This window comes from Proteiniphilum sp. UBA5463, assembly GCF_002427225.1.
Taxonomy (GTDB): Bacteria; Bacteroidota; Bacteroidia; order Bacteroidales; family Dysgonomonadaceae; genus Proteiniphilum; species Proteiniphilum propionicum.
The window spans coordinates 37,837-52,291 of record NZ_DIQL01000025.1 but is presented as its reverse complement, the minus strand read 5'-3'; the positions used below and the strand labels follow the sequence as shown (position 1 = coordinate 52,291).

Sequence of the window (14,455 nt, the reverse complement as noted above, 5' to 3'; positions counted from 1 at the left end):
TATAAAAAAAGCAAAAAATGCGTTAATTGAGTTGTCTTTTTGATGCTTTTGTTTTATTTTTGATTTCCGAACTACAATAATTACTTCTTATCCCATGGTGCTACGTGACTTTAATTTTTCTGAAGTTCACCCATTATGGTAACGTTTAAAAATATGGAAACAATCAAATATAGAAATTATATCTTGCGGAATTATACAGATATACCACAATTAAGTTCATTAAGCAAAGATGAAAAGGAGGCTATCGAAGTTGTAGGCCAAGTGCTGCCTTTTAAATCTAATAACTATGTTGTGGAGCAGTTGATAAACTGGAATAATGTGCCGGAAGATCCTATCTTCACCCTTACTTTCCCAAGAAAAGAGATGCTTTCGAAAAATCATTACTCGCAGGTTAAAAAACTGCTTTATGCAGATGATGAACCGGGATTAAAAAATAAAGTTAACGAAATTCGCATGGAGCTTAATCCCAATCCTGCCGGACAAAGTTACAACGTTCCTGCTTTAGATGGTATCAGGTTGCACGGTATTCAGCACAAATATCGCGAGACAGTGCTCTTTTTTCCTAGCCAGGGTCAAACATGCCATGCATATTGCACATTTTGTTTCCGCTGGCCGCAGTTCATCGGGATGAATGAATTGAAGTTTGCAATGAAAGAGGCCGGTCTTCTTCACAAATATCTTCTTACACACACTAAGGTTACCGATGTGCTTTTTACAGGTGGTGATCCGCTTACTGCAAAGGCAAACATTATTTCTGCATATATTGAACCACTGCTGACAAAAGAATTTTCACATATACGGAATATCCGTATAGGTTCAAAGACGCTGTCCTATTGGCCCTATCGGTTTCTGACGGACAAGGATGCAGACGATTTGTTACGTCTTTTCGAAAAAGTAAAAAAAGCTGGCAAACATCTTGCTTTTCAGGCTCATTTCAATCATCCGGCAGAACTTTCTACCGATGCTGTGAAGCAGGCTGTGGAAAGGATACAGAATACAGGTGCACAGATAAGGACACAATCGCCGCTCTTACGTCATATTAACGATGATCACGTTATATGGGGCGACATGTGGAAAGAGCAGGTGGCGCAGGGCATGATTCCCTATTATATGTTCATAGCGCGTGATACTGGCTCAAAAGCATTTTTCGAAGTTTCACTGGAAAAAGCGTGGAATATATTCCGTAAAGCTTATCGTAGTGTTAGCGGTGTTTGCCGTACTGTACGCGGCCCAAGCATGAGTGCCGACCCGGGTAAAATTCAGATTATGGGTATTACAGAGGTAAGAGGGGAAAAAGTGTTTGTACTTAGGTTCCTTCAGTGTCGTAATCCCGACTTAGTGGATATTCCTTTTTTCGCCGCGTATGATAAAAAAGCTACCTGGTTTAATGAGTTAAAACCAGCTTTCGGTGAAAAATATTTTTTTTATCAGAAGAATAATCAGCTGAAGAAAAATGAGAAGAACACAGATATTATATTTTAAAAGTGTTCTTTTACCCCTGATTATTTCAATTTATCAACAAAAAGATCAACGTTTTAAATAATTAACACATTATTTACCGATTTATTATTTATTTTGCTGTTTAAACTGGATTGTTTTCATTAAGTAATGAGCAGATTGTGTATTTGTTTATATAAGCCACATTGAAAAAATGATGCCAGCTGTAAATTGAAAATTATGGGTAGAGTTATTGCTTTGGCGAATCAAAAGGGAGGGGTGGGGAAAACCACTACTACGATTAATCTTGCAGCTTCGCTTGCTGCTTTGGAGAAAAAAGTCCTGGTAGTTGATGCCGATCCTCAGGCAAACGCCTCTTCAGGTTTAGGTATTGATATTAAAAAAACCACCGACACCATTTATGAGGGATTGATCGGCAAATGTTCTTCAAGGGAGGCTGTGCAACAAACCCCCTTTGAAAACATCGATATCATCTCATCACATATAAATCTGGTGGGAGCAGAACTGGAGATGGTGCAGATGGATAACAGAGAGAAAAAACTTCGAGACCTGTTGCTCCCTCTTAACAACGACTACGATTTTATATTGATCGATTGTTCTCCCTCGTTGGGCATAATTACCGTGAATGCACTTACAGCAGCCGATTCTGTTCTGATACCTGTTCAATGTGAATACTTCGCACTTGAAGGGTTAAGCAAACTGTTGAATACGATAAAGATCATTAAGTCAAAACTAAATACCAAGCTCGAGATAGAAGGCTTTGTTCTAACTATGTATGATTCGCGTCTTCGACTTCATAACCAGATTTATGAAGAGGTTAAGCATCACTTTAAAGAGTTGGTTTTCACTACCGTTATTCAACGCAACATTACACTAAGCGAGTCGCAGAGCCATGCTATACCGGCTTTGATGTATGATGCAGGATCAAGGGGAGCTGTCAATCATATGCAACTTGCCCAGGAGCTAATCGAAAAAAATTCATAACTTTGTGCACTTTGGTTTTTATGTTTGTTATTTGAATTATCGATTTAGAAAAGCATAGACCGGAAAATTATCAGGGTATATATTATGGCGAAAAAGAATGCATTAGGAAGAGGATTGGATGCTTTGATCACTTTTAACGATGGTGAGACAAAGGGCTCTTCTTCTATCAGTGAGGTGGAGTTGGGTAAGATTATTCCCAATCCCGATCAACCACGCCGGGTGTTCGATGAGGACGCATTGATAGAGTTATCGGCTTCCATAAAATCCATTGGCGTTATTCAACCCGTTACTTTAAGAAAACTGGATGAAGACGAATATCAGATTATTGCCGGAGAGCGTCGCTACCGCGCTTCACAGCTGGCAGGGTTGTCAACAATACCGGCCTATATAAAAACGGTTGATGATGATGATATAATGGAAATGGCGCTGATTGAGAATATTCAGCGTGAAGACCTTAACTCAATTGAGATTGCACTTGCTTATCAAACTCTTATAGACACAATGTCTCTTACACAGGAGCAACTGAGCGAGAGAGTGGGTAAAAAAAGGGCTACTGTTGCCAATTATCTGCGACTTTTGAAGCTTCCTGCCGAAGTGCAAATGGGGGTAAAAAACAAGAAGATTGATATGGGGCATGCCCGTGCACTAGTTACAATGAACGATCCTGTGGCACAGCTCTCGCTTTACAATCTGATTCTCGATGAGGAGTTATCGGTACGGAAAGTGGAAACAATTGTGAGGGAATTCAGTGACGGGGAACCCATTCCTAAGTCGATCTCTTCAGGTGGCAGCAAGTCACAAAAAAGGAAACCTGCGGTAAAACAGATGCTACCTGACGATTTTGACGCTTTAAAACAGCACCTTTCCTCCTATTTTAAAACCGATGTGCAGTTCACCCTCAACAAACGGGGAAAAGGGAAGATCACTATTCCATTTGAGTCGCCAGAAGATCTGGAGCGTATTATAGTGATGTTTGATAAAATGAAAAAATAGGCCGATGATGAAGCTTGCCCCTGTTCTTGTATGCCTGTTCTCTGTTTTTTGTTATGTCAAAGCCTATTCGCAGATTAATTTACTGCAACAGCGACAGGATTCGGCTCAAGTTATTATTGAGGATTCAGTGAAGGCTATCCGGCCTTCTGACACATCCACTCTTACTGTGCCGCAGCAAACAGTGGTTACGGCAAGCATAATTACCAAAGATTCAGCTGTGCATGTTAAGGAAGATACCATTAAGTTTAGAGATAGCTTCTTGATTGATGGCTCCACCAGTGACTCTTTTTTCACACCTTCATACCGGTTTAAGCCAACACCGCGAAAAGCAGTTATCTTCTCGGCATTGTTCCCCGGATTAGGACAGATATATAACAGGAAGTACTGGAAATTGCCAATTTTGTACGGAGGCTTTGTCGGATTTACGTATGCTATCACCTGGAACAATGGGTATTACCGTGATTACCTGGGAGCATATCAGGATATCATGGATGATAACCCTGATACCAACCGTTGGCATAACATGCTGCCATATGGCCAGGATCCTGCAACTACAGATATACGTTGGTTTACTGATGTTTTGAAACAGCGTAAGGACTATTATCGCTATTACAGAGATTTTAGTATTATTGGAACATTTGCCTTGTATCTGATAGCTATTGTGGATGCATATGTAGATGCCCAGTTGTTTGATTTCGACATAAGCCCCGATTTGTCAATGCGTGTGGCACCGGTGATGGTTAAAGACGAGAGGTACGGTTATAATGGAAGCTCATCATTGGGAGTGCAGTGGAGTTTTAATTTCTAACTATTTAAATGTCAACTCCATATTTTAAGGAGTGGTAATCTTATCTTATGAAGAAAAATTTATTAGTTACACTGATATGTTTGTTGATTAGTGCTGCACTGACAGCTCAGGAAAACGGCCATGCAACCTCCAGGGAAATAAAAGACAACGAGATTGTTTATCCCGAAAGTATGACTGAAAAGCTTAGTGACCTGCTGCACAACTGGCAGCTCGATCTCTCAAAAGCAAATGTTGATTGTAAACGTGGGGAGAATGTTACTTTTCACGATACTGTTTTTATAAAAAGGCTTTACCAGTTGCCGACGGTGATGGAGGTCTCGTTCAACAGCGTGGTGAAAAACTATATCGAGATGTATGCCATCCGGAAAAGGGAGCAAGTGGCATATATGCTTGCCCTGGGGGACTACTATTTTCCTATGTTTGAACAGGCTTTGGACAGGCATGGCCTGCCTCTGGAACTGAAATACCTGCCGGTCATTGAGTCGGCACTGAATCCGGTTGCTGTATCACGTGCCGGTGCTACAGGGCTGTGGCAGTTTATGCTTCGTACCGGTAAAGGATATGGGTTGGAAGTAAACAGCCTGGTCGATGAGAGGAGGGATCCTTACAAGGCCACTGAGGCTGCAGTACAATATCTGAAGGATCTGTACGCTATTTATGGGGACTGGAACCTGGTCATCGCAGCATACAACTGCGGACCGGGCAGTGTGAATAAAGCTATAGCCCGAAGTGGTGGAAAACATGATTATTGGGAAATATATTACCTTTTGCCACGAGAGACAAGAGGGTATGTTCCTGCCTTTATTGCAGCCAATTACATTATGAATTATTATGCAGACCATAACATCTGCCCGGTACACCTTTCAGGTGCAAACACTGCATTGGATACGATTCAGGTAAATGAGCGGATCCATTTCGAGCAGATTGCAGGGGTGCTTGATCTGCCCGTAAGCGAGTTGAGAAGGCTTAACCCGCAGTTCAAGAAAGATATTATTCCCGGTAACTTCAAACCATATGCTTTGGTGCTTCCCACTGAAAAAATGTATTCTTATATCGATAAAAATGACTCGATAGTAAATTTTGAAAGAGGAAGATTTCTTACTCACAGAGTCAACACCGAAAACTATCTGAACGGATCGGTATCTTCAGGGTCGGGAAATACGGCAAACATTTACTACCGTGTGAAAAAGGGGGACAACCTTTCTGCCATTGCCGGGAGAAACGGCATTACCCTGGCACAGCTTAAATCATGGAACGGGCTTAAATCAGACAGACTGAGTATTGGAAAACAGCTGATAGTGGGCAAACGGGCAGAGGAAATATCCAAAACCGAAAATGCAGAACAGGTATCCACAGAGGCATCAGAAGCCTCTGCCGGCGTTACACGCACGGAGAATCTATATTATCGGGTAAGAAAAGGAGATACACTTGGAAAAATTGCACAGCGTAATGGTGTGAAAGTGTCTCAAATTCAGTTTTGGAACGGGCTGAGCTCAACAAGAATAGGAATTGGAGACCAGTTGATAGTGGGTAAAAAAGTGGTGCCAGTTCCTGAAGTAAAGCCAGAAGTGGGAAAACAAGAATATTCGCGTGCAGAGGATTCAGGAGAGGGAAGCAGTGTTATATCAAATTACTTGAAAGAGCAGATCGGTAAAAAGGATTGCAGCCTCTCCGCTGATAACCTGGTAAAGGGTTCAGATGAGAATGGCGAGGCGGTACAAGTGGTTATTGATGATGAAGATCGCATTAATCAACTAATGGACAGAGTGGCTGAAGAGGGGCAGGAAGAAGCACCGGAAGAGGGTGAAAAAGCAACCACTGCCGAAGTGAGCCGGTATAATTAGTCCGGTCTTGTTACATAACCAGTACTTTTCTCGATCTTGTTATACCATCAATAGTTTTTACCTTTACAATATAGACTCCTCCGGGCAGGTGTCCCGATGAATAGGAGACTCTGTTTATACTTAGATCTGCCTTTTCATGATAGATTTTCTGTCCCGAAGAGTAATATATTTCCCATTCAATTATGTCGTAGTTCGATTCTATGAATATCCTCTTCACCTCCCTTGAATGATATGCTGTAAGTATCGGCTCTTCCTTCTCAGGTGTAACAGCTACGGATTCCTTCCCTGATGTATAGGGAATAATCATGAATGAGGTATTAACTGGATTTTCAATGTTTTCTGACGATCTTACCCAACCCATACTGTTTCTCATCCAGGAAGTGCAGATCATTCCGGAACCAATTTTTCTGGGTTCAATGTTGAAGGCTGAGAAGCCGTCAGCTATTCCTTTTGTTTCATAGTAGGAGATATAAAATCTGCCAGAGACGGTTACAGGATTGATGAATTTTATGTAGTTTTCCACACTGTGCCTCATATCGCGTGGTGCAACCGGGAAACCTGAATTACTGAAAAACATGAAACCGTAATTAAAAGGCTGTTCATATAGCAGCCTTTCAGGGCCGTTTTCGCCTGAGTAGACCCTTATACGAATGTTCATGTTCAGGATTTTGTCTGTTGCCGGAGATGATATAAACACACCTTGGAGCCGGGTATCGGCTTTTGCAGAAAACTCTTCTGCAAACTCACTGTACCCGTATGTGTTGTTTGTAGCAAACATAGGGATGGACTGAAAATAGGACTGCAATATTTTTTCATCATCAATAAAGTTATGGCTCCTTGTGAGCGGACTGTTGGCGTTTGGATTATACCCATCCATTTGCGTTGCTTGCGAATTTACCGGGTCAAGGTAATAACTGATAGGGTTTGGATTATTAAGCGATCCCTGAACATTCCAGAATCTGTAAAGAGAGGCATATATATCGGGGCCACGTGGTGATGAACACTGAGAGACACCTCCTGTGAGTGTGCCGACAATTCTTTTATCTCTGTCCAGCAGCGGAGATCCTGACGAGCCACCTTCGGTTGAGCCTGTATCCCATTCATTAATCACCCAAAAAGAGTTAGGTTCCATATTGTATTTAGGATCATCAAATGATCCGATGCTCAGAGACCTTGTTCCGATAGCAACTTTCTTTATACCCCCGTTAGGATGATGCAATCCATGAAAGGGTGCAGAAGGAGCAGTGTTTGTATTCCATCCCAGGTAGTATGGCTGGTACTCTTTTGGTGGGGCTTGTTTCAGTTTCAAAAGTGAGATATCGTGCCGTTCACTGATAAGTACCGAATCGGCCGAAGCCATTGTCATTTGCAGAGGGCCCCGGATATCAGTGGAGCAGACAGGTGAGTTATAATTGAAAAAGGCGACAATGCTGCCAGCAACGAGATCATATTTTCTGTTTGCAAGGAATGATGCATTATAGTCTTTGTTAAGGCAGTGGGTGGCAGTTATTAAATATGGTATTAACTCATCAGATGTATTGTTTATAAGAGAACCGGTGCAGTAGGTCGTTCCGTTAATAATAAGCGCAACAATGCCGCTGCCAGGCTGAATATTCTCCGGGTAACATACTAAATTGGGATGACAGCTCTGTTCCGGGTCCCTTGGTTCTGTAGCCCTGAAAATACCCATAAAATCGTGATTTACCTCACCTATCTCAATCTCTCCGCTGAATGTTGCATCCTGCGGCTCCTGATACTCCACAATTAACTCATCTCCTCCAAGGGGTTGAACAGGGAGCATGTTTAATTCTGTGTTGTTTTTCTCGGTATAAGATCCCAGTACTTCTGTCTGACCTGAGTTATAGATAAACACTTTTGCTCCAGCTGGAAGCTTGAATTTAGAGAAAAATATATTCAGGGAGTAAGCTCCTTTCGAGCGGATGCCGACACGCCACACTTTCATGCCTCCAGCAGAGAAAATGATACCTGAATTGTCGGGTCTAAGGTGTACGTGAAATTTATGAGCAAACTCAAGGCTTTTGAATTTAGACCGATCCTGTTCTGAGCGCCTTAATGCTGCCTGCGTATCAAAAGAGGGCATCTCAATGAAAAAATCCGTTGCCGGAGCAATAGCGCGTGCGCCAGCATCAGCATGGAATGGAAGTGGCATCCCTCCATAGCTTATCTGCCCTGAAACAGTGTACGGGAATAGAGAGATGAAGAAAAGGAAAAGGTTCTTCAGGCTGGGTATTACAGTGTATATGTTAGGTCTCATTAAAAACAGATACAAATTCAAAAAATAAATTGTTATTGCAAATGTAAGGTTTTTTAAGAAATAGAGCTATTTTTGCATCGAATAATTTTATCTCATAATGTTTAATTTGAAAAAATTCCTTGACGAGAAATCCAATCAGTATAATCAAGTCTCATTTATAGAAAATGATCCTATTTCAATTCCCCACTTATTTTCTGCAAAAAAAGACCGCGAAATAATTGGCTTCTTTGCTGCAACACTTGCGTGGGGACAGAGAAAAACGATTATTTCAAAATGTAAAGAGCTTGTTGAGAGGTTTGGAAACGAACCCTACCGGTTTATTATGGAACACAGCGACCGGGATCTGAAAAATCTGCTTGGTTTTAAACATCGCACCTTTAACGATACCGATCTGCTTTACTTTGTAAGTTTCTTACATCATCATTATACCATTTATGACAGTCTTGAAGATGCATTTCTTAACGGAGGAATGTTCATCTCTATTGAAAAATCACTCATCAGTTTTGAACAAGCGTTTTTCAATCATCCTGACGCACCTGCACGTACCAGGAAGCATGTGGCAACTCCTGCCCGCAACTCTGCCTGCAAGCGGTTGAATATGTTCCTGCGGTGGATGGTGCGAACCGATAGTAACGGTGTGGATTTTGGCCTTTGGAAAAGGATTCCGCAGAGTGAGCTTATTTGCCCCGTTGATTTGCATGTCGACAGAACCGCACGGAGCTTGGGGCTGATTACCCGTAAACAGACTGATTGGAAAACAGCAATTGAGCTTACCGAAAACCTGAGGTTGCTTGATCCTGACGATCCGGTAAAATATGATTATGCCCTTTTCGGATTATCTGTATCGGCGGACTCCACCCGTTAACACTATCTTCCGGGTGAAAACAAATTTGCAAACAGTTACCAGTTCTCAATTGCATCTACCAGTTCTCAATTGCATCGCGCTCTGGATATTCAATTTTTGTCGGCCTTTTGGAAGAGGCAGTTACAGGCTGCCTCCATATTCCATTAAATAGGCTTTGATGAATTCATCCAGGTCGCCATCCATCACCCCATTTACGTCTGATGTCTGGTAGTTGGTACGGTGGTCTTTCACTCGCCTGTCATCAAAGACATAACTGCGAATCTGTGATCCCCATTCTATTTTCTTTTTGCCCGCCTCAATGGCAGCTTGAGCTGAGCGGCGCTTTTCAAGTTCCATCTCGTAAAGCTGTGACTTAAGCAGTCGCATAGCGTTTTCACGGTTGCCCATCTGCGAACGGCTCTCGGTATTCTCAATCACTATCTCCTGCTCTTCACCTGTATCGGGGTCTTTGTATAGATAATGCAACCTGACACCGGTCTCCACCTTGTTCACATTCTGTCCTCCTGCTCCCGAAGAGCGGAAGGTGTCCCAGCTTAAGTTCGCCGGATTTACTTCTATCTCTATAGTATCGTCAACCAGAGGAACAACGAATACCGAAGCAAAGGATGTCATACGTTTACCCTGTGCATTATAAGGGGATACACGCACGAGTCTGTGAACACCGTTTTCACTTTTCAGGAAGCCATAGGCCAGATCGCCCTCCACCTGCAGGGTTGCGGTCTTGATACCTGCATCATCGCCATCCTGCCAGTTGGTTACAGTGGTTTTATAATTTTTGTCCTCACACCATCGCTGGTACATTCGGAAAAGCATGGAGGCCCAGTCCTGGCTCTCTGTCCCGCCAGCACCGGCATTGACCTTTAAAACGGCGCCAAGCTGATCCTCTTCACGCCGAAGCATGTTTTTAAGTTCCAGGTCCTCAATTATTTTGAGGGCTTTTGCATAAATGACGTCTGCCTCCTCCTCAGATACAACACCTTCCTTCATAAAGTCATAAGCAAGCTGCAGCTCATCCACAGCAGCCTTTACCTCGTTGTAGGCATTAAGCCAGAATTTTAGTTCCCTTACCACTTTCATCTGTGCTTCTGCCGCTTTGGTGTCGCTCCAGAAATCGGGTGACTGGGTACGCAGCTCTTCCTCTTCAAGCCGGATGCTTCTTGCATCTACGTCAAAGATACCCCCTCAGCGCTTTCTCGCGCTCCAACAAATCTTTCAGTTGTTCTGCAGTAATCATATTGTTTTAATTTTATATTTCAACACACTAGTCTCCGATAATAAAAAGATCGGCAATAATTGAGCAGATTGAGCTTATAAGTGCCACTAGAATTCAGCGTTTTACAAGTCAATGTAAATCCATTTCTATAATTCAGCATTTAGGCTGAATTCAAGTTCATTTACTCTTATTTCGACTGCAACCGGCACAATTACAATATAATATAATATATTATTTTGTTTGGTTTTTTAACAGGACCATAATGGTTTCAGCATACAAAAATAAGTAAAAGATGGGAAACAACATCATTTAAAGTTTTCCATTATTAAACAACGGACCCCGATTTTTAAGACTCTCGAAGTAATCAACTCTTAATCAGACAGAATAGTCAAAGTGTCTCCTGCCATCAATATGGGGCCTAAATGTGGATTCCAGGACTTTAGTTGTTCTATGGAGCAATTGAATTGTCGTGATATTGAATAGAGCGTTTCGCCCATTTTAACGGTGTGCTTTAGGGGACCGTCCTCGCCTATTTTAATTACTGCAGGCTTGGGAACTATCACTGAGTCTTCTCTAAGGGCGACACAGATATCAGCTTTAAAAACAGTGCCACTTTCAGGGCCATCTCTTCTGCTGTCAGATTGGCTCCTCCCGGGAGAGGAATTTTCATGCGTATTGGCCTGTAAAAGAGTTACGTGATTATTGCTGCTATTGTTTTGGCCTGACATATGTATATCATCAAAAACTGTTTCAGCTGGCTCTCCCGCTTTACCTGATAATGCTGACTGAGCATTCTGTATTTCTGGCCCTTCATTTGATGCTGCTGGATTAAATACTATGCTTTTCTTCTTTTTAGACTGATTTTGTTGTTCAGTATAAACCGGGTTCTCATTCAGAACCCTTCCTCCGCGAATATAGCGGGAAGCATAATATGGCTCGGTCGACCTTGATATTATAACCCCGTTGTTGGTGGATGCATGAAGAAATGTGAAGTGCCCTTTGCCAAGCACATCTTTTACAATCCCTACATGTCCCACGTTGCCGTTATGAGAACGACCCTCGAAGAACACCAGGTCGCCCGGCCGTAATTCTTTTCTGTCATCTATTCCGGGAAACTGCCTGTACTGGCCGGATGAACTCGGGCTAAGGCTGTATCCGAATTCACGAAAGACAAAAGATGTAAAGCCTGCACAATCGAACGCGTTGGGACCTTTTCCGGCGTACCTGTATGGCCTGTTCAGATACTTCATGCCATAGCCTAGAATATGCTTCTGCAATGGAGTGTCAGCCTTAGGGTAAGAGACGTTTATTTTTCGTGCTACGCAAGATGCCAGCAGGGATGATATAAATATGAGTAACGCGATTTTTTTGTACATCACTTTAAAGATATCTCTTTAGACTTTCGATTTACACATGCGAAAGTAAGGAAAATCAGGCAAATAAATTGAACTTGTATCTTTTATTTAACAATAAATAGTGTTGTTTTGGACACTCCTTAACATAAATGGAGGTGAATGCGGCTGTTTTTTTGTATTTTTGGGCATCAAAATATTATTATGCTGCAACTGAAAAATATTATCTTCGATTTTGGCGGTGTGCTGATAGACTGGAATCCTGCATATCTTTACAGAAAAGTTTTTAATAAAGAGGAAGAGATGAATTATTTCCTTGATAATGTTTGTAAGCCGGATTGGAATGTACTGCAGGATGCAGGCAGGCCTCTGGCAGAAGCTACAGCTATGAAACAACAGGAGTTTCCCCGGTATAAAGAGGAGATAGCCATGTTTTACGGCCGCTGGGGGGAGATGTTAGGAGGTACGTTCGAAGAAAATATTAGGCTGATTAAACCTCTAAAAGAGAAATACAAGATCTACGGACTTACCAACTGGTCGGCCGAAACCCTTCCGATAGCTATGGAGCGTTACGATTTCTTCCGCGATATGGATGGAATGGTTGTCTCGGGAGAAGAAAAACTGGTTAAACCCGATAAAAAACTGTATCTGATTTTACTGGACCGATATTCCATCAAACCTTCCGAATCGTTATTTATTGATGACAACATCGAAAATGTGAAGGCTGCAAAAGCTATGGGATTCCACACCATCCACCTGACTGAAGATGTGAACCTGGAACAAGAATTGAAAAATAAAATGGTTCTTTAGCATTTAATCACCAAAGTCACGCTATTTGCATATCAATTATACTGAGAGCCTGAGTTGAAATATTAAAACCTGCAGAGCACATTTATTAGCCCTGTGAAATTTACTTAAGAAACATATATTCAGATTATTATTTTGTCTGTTTTTTGTGTCGGCTCAAGTGTGTTGGGTCAAGTCTTTATAACAAGTCATTTGCTAGTATTAATTCTTTTAGATTGCCATAGGCCTAAATAATTCAAGTTTCGCATGTTAAGTATTAAACTAAATATTCGACTGAAATGATTTAATGATGAAGGGTCAACAATAACACATTTTAACTTTTAGTCGGGACTATCTGTTTATATTATTACTAACTTTGCAGCCGATAAAACAATGTGGAAAGATTTGAACTGCTTGCAACCACAGAAAAAAATGCTAAAACGCTTTACCGCATTTCCCTTTCTCTTATTTGCTACAGTTCATCAAATTTACAATTATAAATGAACTATTTATTTACCTCCGAATCGGTGTCCGAAGGGCACCCCGATAAAGTAGCCGATCAAATATCGGATGCTTTGCTTGATGAGTTTCTGGCATATGACCATAACTCAAAAGTAGCTTGCGAAACTCTTGTAACCACTGGTCAGGTGGTACTGGCAGGAGAAGTAAAATCCCGTGCATATGTAGATGTAGCAGAAGTGGCGCGACAGGTAATAGCCAATATTGGGTATACGAAAAGTGAATATCGCTTCGAAGCTCTTTCTTGCGGTGTTTTTTCAAGTATTCACGAACAATCAGATGATATCAACCGTGGTGTTGATCAAAAGTCGGACCCCATGGACCAGGGAGCCGGCGACCAGGGAATGATGTTCGGTTATGCTACCAATGAGACCCAGAATTATATGCCACTGCCGCTCGATTTAAGTCATGCCTTGCTGCAGGAACTGTCGAATATTAGGAAAAATGAACCTGAACTTATGCCTTATCTTCGTCCCGATGCAAAGTCACAGGTCACTGTGGAGTACAATGAAGACGGTGTGCCTCAACGTATCGATACTATAGTGATTTCTACACAGCATGATGAGTTTGAGAAGCCAAGGGGTAACACGAAAGAAGATGCCCTTGAGGCTGACAGAAAGATGCAGAGCCGTATCAAGTCAGATGTGAAGACAATACTGATTCCACGTGTTCAGGCTCAGTACAGAGGAAGGAAAGATATACAAAAACTTTTCGATGGAAATATAACCTATCATGTGAATCCTACGGGGAAATTTGTTATTGGCGGGCCACATGGCGATACCGGGTTGACCGGCCGCAAGATAATTGTAGATACCTATGGCGGAAAAGCACCTCACGGTGGTGGAGCATTTTCGGGAAAAGACCCCTCTAAGGTGGATCGTTCAGCAGCATACGCGGCACGGCATATAGCCAAAAATATGGTAGCTGCCGGTGTTGCTTCTGAGGTCCTTATTCAGGTTTCTTATGCCATAGGCGTTGCAGAACCAATGAGTATTTATGTTAATACCTATGGCAAAAGCAATGTTAAAATGTCGGATGCAGAGATTGCAAAAAAGGTAAAAACCTTGTTCGACTTGAGGCCCAAAGCTATTGAACAGCGACTCAAACTGCGTAACCCAATCTATCTTGAGACAGCCTCTTACGGACATATGGGACGTGAGCCTCGTGTGGTGAAAAAGGTGTTCAATTCACGTTATATGCCCGAGCCGGTGATAGTTTCAGTAGAGCTTTTTACATGGGAGAAGCTTGACTACGTTGATAAGATCAGGAAAGAGTTTAATTTGTAAAATCGTGGCTCAGGGATATTTCCGGGGTTTTAGATGATTTATTCCTGCCTCGCCTGATTGGTTTTGGCTTTG

General features: G+C 42.0%; 11 protein-coding genes. 8 read left to right on the top strand and 3 right to left on the bottom strand.

All coding sequences use genetic code 11. The features are described 5' to 3' along the window. The first annotated feature begins 153 nt into the window (after window positions 1–153). The 5 genes from B3B27_RS04150 (at window position 154) to B3B27_RS04130 (ending at window position 6,087) form a co-directional block, all read left to right on the top strand. Window positions 154–1,482, top strand: a complete 1,329-nt coding sequence (locus B3B27_RS04150) for a KamA family radical SAM protein (RefSeq protein WP_238867857.1) — start codon at window positions 154–156, stop codon at window positions 1,480–1,482. 195 nt (window positions 1,483–1,677) lie between these two features. Further along, on the top strand, window positions 1,678–2,442 hold the full coding sequence (locus B3B27_RS04145) for a ParA family protein (RefSeq protein WP_286834372.1): 765 nt from the start codon (window positions 1,678–1,680) through the stop codon (window positions 2,440–2,442). Between the two features lie 84 nt (window positions 2,443–2,526). Beyond that, entirely contained in the window at window positions 2,527–3,435 is a 909-nt protein-coding gene (locus B3B27_RS04140) for a ParB/RepB/Spo0J family partition protein (protein WP_238867855.1), read from the top strand. Window positions 3,436–3,439: 4 nt separating this feature from the next. Beyond that, on the top strand, window positions 3,440–4,243 hold the full coding sequence (locus tag B3B27_RS04135) for a DUF5683 domain-containing protein (protein WP_238867854.1): 804 nt from the start codon (window positions 3,440–3,442) through the stop codon (window positions 4,241–4,243). Window positions 4,244–4,290: 47 nt separating this feature from the next. Beyond that, window positions 4,291–6,087 (top strand): lytic transglycosylase domain-containing protein, encoded by a 1,797-nt coding sequence (locus tag B3B27_RS04130; RefSeq protein WP_238867853.1) that lies wholly within the window; start codon window positions 4,291–4,293, stop codon window positions 6,085–6,087. A gap of 10 nt (window positions 6,088–6,097) precedes the next feature. On the opposite strand, the gene B3B27_RS04125 is transcribed toward B3B27_RS04130, so the two are convergent. Continuing rightward, on the bottom strand, window positions 6,098–8,362 hold the full coding sequence (locus tag B3B27_RS04125; RefSeq protein WP_286845268.1) for a trypsin-like serine protease: 2,265 nt from the start codon (window positions 8,360–8,362) through the stop codon (window positions 6,098–6,100). 97 nt (window positions 8,363–8,459) lie between these two features. Between B3B27_RS04125 and B3B27_RS04120 the strand changes: the two genes are divergently transcribed. Beyond that, window positions 8,460–9,227, top strand: coding sequence for a TIGR02757 family protein (locus B3B27_RS04120; protein WP_238867851.1), 768 nt, complete (start codon window positions 8,460–8,462; stop codon window positions 9,225–9,227). A gap of 120 nt (window positions 9,228–9,347) precedes the next feature. On the opposite strand, the gene prfB is transcribed toward B3B27_RS04120, so the two are convergent. Both prfB and B3B27_RS04110 read right to left on the bottom strand, forming a co-directional pair. Then, a protein-coding gene (gene prfB / locus B3B27_RS04115) for a peptide chain release factor 2 (protein WP_238867850.1) occupies window positions 9,348–10,461 on the bottom strand; the annotation gives its coding sequence in 2 pieces (ribosomal slippage) (window positions 9,348–10,397 and window positions 10,399–10,461; 1,113 coding nt in all). A gap of 350 nt (window positions 10,462–10,811) precedes the next feature. Further along, window positions 10,812–11,816, bottom strand: a complete 1,005-nt coding sequence (locus B3B27_RS04110) for a C40 family peptidase (RefSeq protein ID WP_286834364.1) — start codon at window positions 11,814–11,816, stop codon at window positions 10,812–10,814. 180 nt (window positions 11,817–11,996) lie between these two features. Here B3B27_RS04110 and B3B27_RS04105 point away from each other — a divergent pair, with 180 nt between their 5' ends. Both B3B27_RS04105 and metK read left to right on the top strand, forming a co-directional pair. Further along, a complete protein-coding gene (locus B3B27_RS04105) occupies window positions 11,997–12,602 on the top strand; it encodes an HAD family hydrolase (RefSeq protein WP_286846928.1) in 606 nt (201 codons plus the stop codon). Between the two features lie 476 nt (window positions 12,603–13,078). Then, on the top strand, window positions 13,079–14,383 hold the full coding sequence (metK, locus tag B3B27_RS04100; RefSeq protein ID WP_286834360.1) for a methionine adenosyltransferase: 1,305 nt from the start codon (window positions 13,079–13,081) through the stop codon (window positions 14,381–14,383). Window positions 14,384–14,455 lie beyond the last annotated feature (72 nt).

What these genes read in the sequence shown, in the direction of transcription:
- B3B27_RS04150 (WP_238867857.1), top strand. Translation starts at nt 154, where the DNA reads ATGGAAACAATCAAATATAGAAATTATATCTTGCGGAATTATACAGAT.
- B3B27_RS04145 (WP_286834372.1), top strand. Translation starts at nt 1,678, where the DNA reads ATGGGTAGAGTTATTGCTTTGGCGAATCAAAAGGGAGGGGTGGGGAAA.
- B3B27_RS04140 (WP_238867855.1), top strand. Translation starts at nt 2,527, where the DNA reads ATGGCGAAAAAGAATGCATTAGGAAGAGGATTGGATGCTTTGATCACT.
- B3B27_RS04135 (WP_238867854.1), top strand. Translation starts at nt 3,440, where the DNA reads ATGATGAAGCTTGCCCCTGTTCTTGTATGCCTGTTCTCTGTTTTTTGT.
- B3B27_RS04130 (WP_238867853.1), top strand. Translation starts at nt 4,291, where the DNA reads ATGAAGAAAAATTTATTAGTTACACTGATATGTTTGTTGATTAGTGCT.
- B3B27_RS04125 (WP_286845268.1), bottom strand. Translation starts at nt 8,362, where the DNA reads ATGAGACCTAACATATACACTGTAATACCCAGCCTGAAGAACCTTTTC.
- B3B27_RS04120 (WP_238867851.1), top strand. Translation starts at nt 8,460, where the DNA reads ATGTTTAATTTGAAAAAATTCCTTGACGAGAAATCCAATCAGTATAAT.
- B3B27_RS04110 (WP_286834364.1), bottom strand. Translation starts at nt 11,816, where the DNA reads ATGTACAAAAAAATCGCGTTACTCATATTTATATCATCCCTGCTGGCA.
- B3B27_RS04105 (WP_286846928.1), top strand. Translation starts at nt 11,997, where the DNA reads ATGCTGCAACTGAAAAATATTATCTTCGATTTTGGCGGTGTGCTGATA.
- metK (WP_286834360.1), top strand. Translation starts at nt 13,079, where the DNA reads ATGAACTATTTATTTACCTCCGAATCGGTGTCCGAAGGGCACCCCGAT.